Genomic DNA, 7,035 nt, shown 5'->3' with positions numbered 1-7,035 from the left:
TCGGTTCAGTGTCGCGGCACGACGTGGTGCTGTCATACCTGTGTTTTCAACTGCGCTCGTCACGTTAGACAGTATGGCCTGTTCTTAAGGAAGAGTCACGTTGCAACCCCCGTTTTGGGAAAGTTTTTTGCAAAACCCCAGGTGGTCGGTTTCGCTTCCTGAGAGTTCCACTAATTTTTCCGGTTGCAGGGAACTTCTTCGGTTGCTTTACGACGCTCGGCGTCTTTCCTCTTCGGGCCCCACCCCGAGGCTCCCGTGCCCGCGTCCCCCGTGGGCGCCGGTGCCTGTGCACTTGCTGAGCCGACCATGAGGCGGTCGTCTCCGTTGGGGCCATCCTAGCGGATACGGGGCCGGGGATCGATGAAGGGGTTGGGCGGGGGGCGACGCGGACCCGGCGGGGGCGGAGTTGCGCCGTGAGCCGTAATATTCAGCGGGCAAGCAATCTTCGGGGTCGGCGGCGTCGGCCGCGTGCGGCCGCCCGCCGGCCAGATGACGACGAGATAGAAGGAGCGACTGATGACCCAGCAGACCACGAACACGAGTCAGGCCAACTGGCGCCAGGTGCTGGGGCTCATCGGGGCCCGCAAGGAGGTTCCCGCGGAGGGCGTGCGTTTCGCCATGGACCAGATCATGACGGGGCAGGCTGTCGACGCTCAGGTGGCGGCCTTCGCCTTCGGCATCTTCGCGAAGGGGATCACTGCCGCCGAGCTCGATGCTGCGGCGACCGGGATGCTGTCGCACGCCGCCGACGCCGGCGTCCCCGACGCCACCGGTGCCGTGGACATCGTCGGCACGGGCGGCGATGGTGCGCACACCGTCAACATTTCGACGATGTCCTCCGTCGTGGTCGCCGCGTCCGGTACCCCGGTGCTCAAGCACGGCAACCGCGCCGCCTCGTCGAAGTCGGGTGGCGCGGACATGCTGGAGGCCCTCGGCATCGACATCGCCGACGGCCACGTGTCGTCCCCGGAGCACCCCGACTTCAATCTCCGCTTCCTCTTCGCCGCGACGTACCACCCCGCCATGCGCTACGCGGGCCCCGTGCGTTCCCAGTTGGCGGTGCCGACCCTGTTCAATCTCCTCGGCCCGCTGACCAATCCGGCGCAGCCGTCGTGCAGCCTCATCGGGTGCGCCTTCGAAGATCAGATGGAGACGATGGCCGGCGCGTTCGCCCGTCGCGGGCAGCGGGTCCTCGTCGTCCGGGGTTCGGACGGACTCGACGAGATCACCGTCACCGGCACCACGCGCGCGTTCGTCGTAGAAGGGGGAGAGGTCGTCGAAGACGTCATCGACCCCCGCGATTACGGGATGGAGTTCGCCCCGGCGGATTCGCTGCGCGGCGGGGAGCCCTCCTACAACGCCGACGTCGCCCGCAAGGTGTGGAACGGCGACCTTCGCGGCCCGATCCGCGACGCCGTGCTGCTCAACTCCGCGGCCGCCCTCGTCGCGGCGCGCGGTTTGGAGGGCGGCGACCTGAAGTCCGCCATGACCCGGGCCCTCGACGTCGTCCGCGACACCTTGGACTCCGGCCGTTGCGCCGAGATCGTCGCCGCCGCGACCGGTCGCTGATCCATTCCTTATATAACGGCGGCGCTGCCGGGCATCAGCTCTTGCGCGCCGCGATCGCGGCCGTCGCCCATTCGCGCCACCGCCCGGCCCCCTCGGCGGGAGATGTCCAGGGGGCGTCGGTCGGGCCGATTCTCACGTCGTCGCGAAGCAACCAATTGTGGACCACGCGGAGTTCATGCGGATTGGCGCCCCGGTAGGGGCCGTCGCCGGGGATGACGGTTTCGGCCGACTCCGCCAACAGCGCCGCGACATGCGCCGCATTCGCGCCCCGCGGAGACCGGCCCGCGGCGGCGAGGCGGCCGTGGCGGACGATCGCCAGGTTCCAGCCGCCCCGGCCATCGGGGAACGCCGCCTGCAATTGGGGAATCGACGCCAGCGCGCCCAGCCGTTGCCGTGCATCGAGCGCGAGGATCAGATCCGCGGTGATGTCGCGGAGAAACGCGGCCCTCCGGTAGCGGCCCGCGTCGGACGCGGCGGTGACGTCGTCGACGAGCCGCTCTATGAGGGAGGCGCCGCCGGCGCGGAGCTCCTCGGCCACGGTGGCGAAAGCGCCGGCGTCGAGATCCAGCGTGTCCTTCGTCGCCTGCGCCGCGTTGCGGGTGCGGAAGGGGCCGATCGCATCGTCGCCGCCCGCGACCCGGGACACCTTCGGTCCGCCCTTCTTTGCGGGAGGATTGAGATACCAGCCACGGCCGGGCTCCTTGCGCTGTCGGTTGTACGGCGGGCGCGCCGCCGCCAGCAGCCGCGCCTCGCGCACCTCGGCCTCCATGCCGTGGGCGCATTCGGCGATGTCGACGGCCTCCGCGAGCATGACCATTTCCTTCATCCGGCGACGCGGATCGGCGCCGGTGAAGTACTGCAGAAGACGGCGGCGCAAGTCCACCGCGGTACCTATATATAGGGGCTCGCCGGCGGCGCCCCGGAAAACGTAGACGCCGGGCGCATGCGGCGCGTCGGCGATCAGCGCCTTTTTCTCGCGCAGCAGCGGATCGACGTCGGGGGAGAAGTGTTCGAGCTCTCCGACGGTTTCCACCGAATGGCCCGCCAGCCGTTCGATGAGGTGGTGCAGAACGTCGACGGTCGCGGCCGCGTCGTCGAGGGCCCGGTGATTCGGCGTCACCTCGGCGCCGACGTACCGGGCCAGATCTCCGAGGCGGAAACTCCCGGTCCGCTTGCGGTCGAGCAGGCGCCGCGCGAGCTGCAGGGTGTCGATCACCGTAGGCGACGGCCACCGCAGTCCGAGCTGGGAGCACGAGGCCCGCAGAAAGCCGATGTCGAAGGGGGCGTTGTGCGCGACCCACACCGAGCCCGCCGCGAACTCGAGGAAGCGGGGGAGGACGGTGCCCAACTGCGGTGCGCCGTCGAGGTCGGAGTCCTCGATCCCGGTGAGGTCCGAAATGAAGGAGGGAAGCGGCATGCCCGGATCGATCAGCTCGCTGAAGCGGCCTTCCTCCACGCCGCCGCGGACGCGCACGGCGCCGATCTCGATGATGTGGTCGTCGCCGGCGCGCATGCCGGTGGTCTCCAAGTCGACGACCACGAACGTCGTCTCGCCCAAGCCCAGCTCGTCCGTCGACGAATCCGAATCCGAACCCGAAATCGCCCCCGAACCCGAGCCGTCGCCGGCGGAGGCGTCGGCGAAGGACAACTGGAGCGGGTCGGGATCGGTCACCCGGTCGATTGTAGGCGGCGGCCCGGATCGCCCCGGGGCGCGGGATGCCTGTGGCGCGTGTGAAAGTTGGTCTTCGGCGGGCCCGGAAATTACAAGATGTGACGCGATTCACATAACTGTGGATTCAGCACCTTTGACCCCTTTGGCGGCCATGTGACGTGATGGGGGAGCTTCGGGTGAAATGACCTGGTCGGTGGCTGTTATCGGCGCGTGACATGAAAAGCGTCCGCGAGTCCCCCGTTCCATAACGGAGCGGTAACGGGTTGGGGTGCACCCCGGTAACGAAGCGATTTCAAAAAGGATTTCGCGCGTCGGCTGGACAAGATCCGTTCCCGTTTCGTAATCTTGCCGAGACATTGAAGCGGGGCCCTCCCAGAGGTGCCGCTCATGGCAGGAAACCAAAGCCTAATCGGCGCCCGCGAGGGCGACGAACCGGGGACCCACTCCTTTCGTTGGGGTGAATCCCACCGGCGAGAGCCGGAGGGTAGGGAGATCTTCCTTTTCTCCCGAACCCGTCAGCTAACCCGGTCGGCACCAAATGGAAGAGAACACGGAGTTTTTCATCATGGGTAAGCACCAGCGCCGTTCCAACATCGCCCGCAACGCCGCCGCCTTCGGCGCCACCGTCGCCGGCATCACCGCCCTCGCCGCGCCGACCGCGTCGGCCGCCCCGATCAACATTCCGGGTGTCGGTTCCTTCGACGTCCCGGATGTCCAGAACATCCAGAACATCGAGGGCATCGCCGGTGCCATCCCGGGCGCCGACGCGATCGTCAACCGCTCCGCCGCCGCCGCTCCGGCCATCTCCACCGGCCAGAAGATCGTCGACGCCGCGCGCTCGCAGATCGGCACCCCGTACGTGTGGGCCGGCACCCAGCCCGGCGGTTTCGACTGCTCCGGTCTGACCTCCTGGTCCTACTCGCAGGTCGGCAAGTCCATCCCGCGCACCTCGCAGGCCCAGGCCAACGGTGGCCAGTCGGTCGGCATGGCCGGCAAGCAGCCCGGCGACATCATCGTCTTCTACCCGGGCGCCACCCACGTCGGCATCTTCTCCGGCGGCAACAACGTCATCCACGCCCCGCAGACCGGTGACGTCGTCAAGGAGACCAGCATCGACTACATGCCGGTCCACTCCGTCGTCCGCTTCTAAGCGCGACTCCCAGGAGTAGCTGGGGCGCACCGGGGACGAGCCCGGAAGCGCCACCACATTCCCGCACCGGGGCCGCGGTCAAGGCCCCGCACAATGAAACAGACTCCGTAGAAGAACGAGTCAACTTCCTGCCGTTTCAGGCGGGGTCCCGTGGGAACGGGGCCCCGCCTTCGGCGTTTCCGGGGAGGGAGAGGGCGGGGAATCGGGCGGGCCAGTCCCGCCAGGCCAATCCCGACGCAATCGGGCGCTCCCGTCCCATGGGTCACACCGCCCGGGGGAGAGCTTTACATCACACCGTCGAATGATTCGCCCGGCCGTGTCCGTGTTGTTACTATTCCCTTCGGTCAACGCCGGTCAATGGGTGAACCGGGGCCGCCGCCAACGCGAGTTGCCGCGCCCCGCACCCGCCGGCCGAACCGCCCCCTCGTTTCACCTGCACGAAAGGCATGCCAGCATGATGCCGAACCGACCCTCCCTGCTCCGCCGAATCGGCATGTCCCCCTCCCGGACGGCCGGCGGCGCGTCGGAAAGCACCGGCGCACCCGCGCGCACGCGCATCGCCGCGGCGTCGGCGCTGGCCATCGCCCTGGCGGCGCCCGTGCTGGTGACGCCCTCGGCGGCCGCGCAGGAGGATCCGGTGGAGGTGCTCATCGCGGAGCTGGAGGAGCTGGGGCTCGAGGCGGAGCGGAACTCCGAGGAGGTCACCCGCCTGGACGGCGAGGTGAGCGAGCAGGAGGCGCGCGTCGCCGAACTGCAGAGCGAAGTGGACACCGCGACGCTCGAGGCCGAGGCCGCCCGCGGGGAGGTCGACGCGCACCGCGACGACATCGCGGAGTTCGCCCGCCAGCGCATGCGCGGCGAGGTCGTCGACCCGATGACGGCCGTCCTCGGCGCCAACGACGCCCAGGACGCCCTCGACCGCTCCACCTACGTGTCGCAGCTGTCGCGCGACAAGGAGGAAATCCTCGACGGCCTGTCCCGCCACCAGCGCAACGCCGCCGACGGTTTCGCCCGCGCGGCCGGCGCCCGCGCCACCGCCGAGTTCGAGCTGGGCCAGCTGGAGCACGCCCGCAACGAGCTCTCCAGCCAGTCGGAGGAGCTGGACCGCCGCACCAGCGAGGTCATGGAGCGCGTCGACGCCCTCAGCCCGGAGGCGCTCGAGCGCTGGCGCAACAAGGACAACCCGATGCTCGAGGGCCTGGACGCGCTCGTCGGCACGGCGGGCGTCGTCGATGCCGCGGTCGGCAAGACCGGCTCCCCGTACTCCTGGGGCGCGGCCGGCCCGGACGCCTTCGACTGCTCCGGCCTTATGTACTGGGCGTACCAGCAGATGGGCAAGACCATTCCGCGCACCTCGCAGGCGCAGCTGGCGGGCGGCACCCCGGTGTCGCGCGGTGACCTGCAGCCGGGCGACATCATCGGGTTCTACGAGGGCATCACGCACGTCGGCATGTACGTCGGCAACGGCATGATCGTCCACGCGTCCACCTACGGCGTGCCGGTGCAGGTCGTTTCCATCGAGCAGGGCGGCCCGTACATGGGCGCCGTGCGCTACTGACCGGGGGCCGGCATGGGGCGGGTGCTGCTGATCACGAACGACTTCCCGCCCCGGCAGGGCGGCATCGAGTCGTACCTGCGTGATTTCTGCGCGACGCTGCCGCCGGAGTCGCTGACGGTGCTGGCGTCGACGCGGGTGCCGGGGGAGGCGACCGCCGAACACGACGCCTCGGTGCCGTACCGGGTGCACCGCCTGCGCGACCGGATTCTGCTGCCGTTGCCGCACGTCGCGCGGGCGGCGGCGCGGATCATCGCCGACGAGGCCATCGACACCGTGTGGTTCGGCGCGGCCGCCCCGATGGCGCTGCTCGCCCCCGCCTGCCGGCGCGCGGGCGCCACGCGCATCGTGTCCACCACGCACGGCCACGAGGTCGGCTGGTCGATGGTGCCCGGCGGGCGTTCGGCGCTGCGCCGCATCGGCGACGCCTCCGACGTGGTCACCTACATCTCCGGGTACACCCGCAACCGGTTCGCCGCCGCGTTCGGCCCGCGCGCGGCCTTCGAGCGCCTGCCGTCGGGCGTCGACGTCGACTTCTTCGCCCCGGACGCGGCGGCCGGCGCCCGCATCCGCGCCCGCCACGGCATCGCCGCCGATGCGCCGCTGGTGGTCTGCATCTCCCGGCTGGTCGCCCGCAAGGGGCAGGACCAGCTCATCCGGGCGCTTCCCGACGTCGTGGCGGACGTCCCCGACGCCCGCCTGATGATCGTCGGTTCGGGGCCGTACCTGGGCACCCTGGAACGCCTGGCGGCCGACTGCGGCGTGGCGGACCGCGTGATTTTCACCGGCCCCGTCCCCTACGGGGAACTGCCGGACCACTACAACGCCGCGTCCGTGTTCGCGATGCCCGCCCGCACCCGCGGCCGCGGCCTCGACGTCGAGGGCCTGGGCATCGTGTACCTCGAGGCGCAGGCCTGCGGCGTCCCCGTCATCGCGGGCGACTCCGGCGGCGCCCCGGAAACGGTCGTCGACGGGGAGACCGGAATCGTCGTGGGCGGCAGGGATCGGGCGGGGCTCGCGGCGGCCGTCGTCGGCATGCTCGGTGACCCCGACCGCGCCCGCCGCATGGGCGGGGCGGGGCGCCGGCAC

5 protein-coding genes and 1 riboswitch are annotated in these 7,035 nt (G+C 70.1%); of the genes, 4 read left to right on the top strand and 1 reads right to left on the bottom strand.

All coding sequences use genetic code 11. From position 1 onward, the window contains the following. Positions 1-516 precede the first annotated feature (516 nt). On the top strand, positions 517-1,569 hold the full coding sequence (gene trpD / locus GX015_RS07230) for an anthranilate phosphoribosyltransferase (RefSeq protein ID WP_291343956.1): 1,053 nt from the start codon (positions 517-519) through the stop codon (positions 1,567-1,569). A 34-nt stretch (positions 1,570-1,603) separates the two neighbouring features. Here the strand turns inward: trpD and GX015_RS07225 are convergent, their stop codons facing one another. Further along, the gene (locus GX015_RS07225) at positions 1,604-3,241 is read right to left on the bottom strand and encodes a DEDD exonuclease domain-containing protein (RefSeq protein WP_278827838.1); all 1,638 of its coding nucleotides are present in this window, start codon (positions 3,239-3,241) and stop codon (positions 1,604-1,606) included. 392 nt (positions 3,242-3,633) lie between these two features. Next, positions 3,634-3,790: riboswitch (cyclic di-AMP (ydaO/yuaA leader) on the top strand. 16 nt (positions 3,791-3,806) lie between these two features. Between GX015_RS07225 and GX015_RS07220 the strand changes: the two genes are divergently transcribed. From GX015_RS07220 to GX015_RS07210, 3 genes are all read left to right on the top strand, one after another. Continuing rightward, positions 3,807-4,391, top strand: a complete 585-nt coding sequence (locus tag GX015_RS07220) for a C40 family peptidase (RefSeq protein WP_291343952.1) — start codon at positions 3,807-3,809, stop codon at positions 4,389-4,391. A 454-nt stretch (positions 4,392-4,845) separates the two neighbouring features. Next, complete coding sequence (locus GX015_RS07215) at positions 4,846-5,949, top strand: NlpC/P60 family protein (RefSeq protein ID WP_291343951.1); 1,104 nt, start codon at positions 4,846-4,848, stop codon at positions 5,947-5,949. Positions 5,950-5,961: 12 nt separating this feature from the next. Further along, positions 5,962-7,035 (top strand): glycosyltransferase family 4 protein (locus tag GX015_RS07210; protein WP_291343950.1); only part of this gene is annotated, 1,074 nt, incomplete at its 3' end.

This window comes from Corynebacterium sp., from assembly GCF_012837295.1.
Taxonomy (GTDB): Bacteria; Actinomycetota; Actinomycetes; order Mycobacteriales; family Mycobacteriaceae; genus Corynebacterium.
The sequence above is the reverse complement of the archived record's forward strand: the minus strand, read 5'-3'. Positions and strand labels throughout refer to the sequence as shown.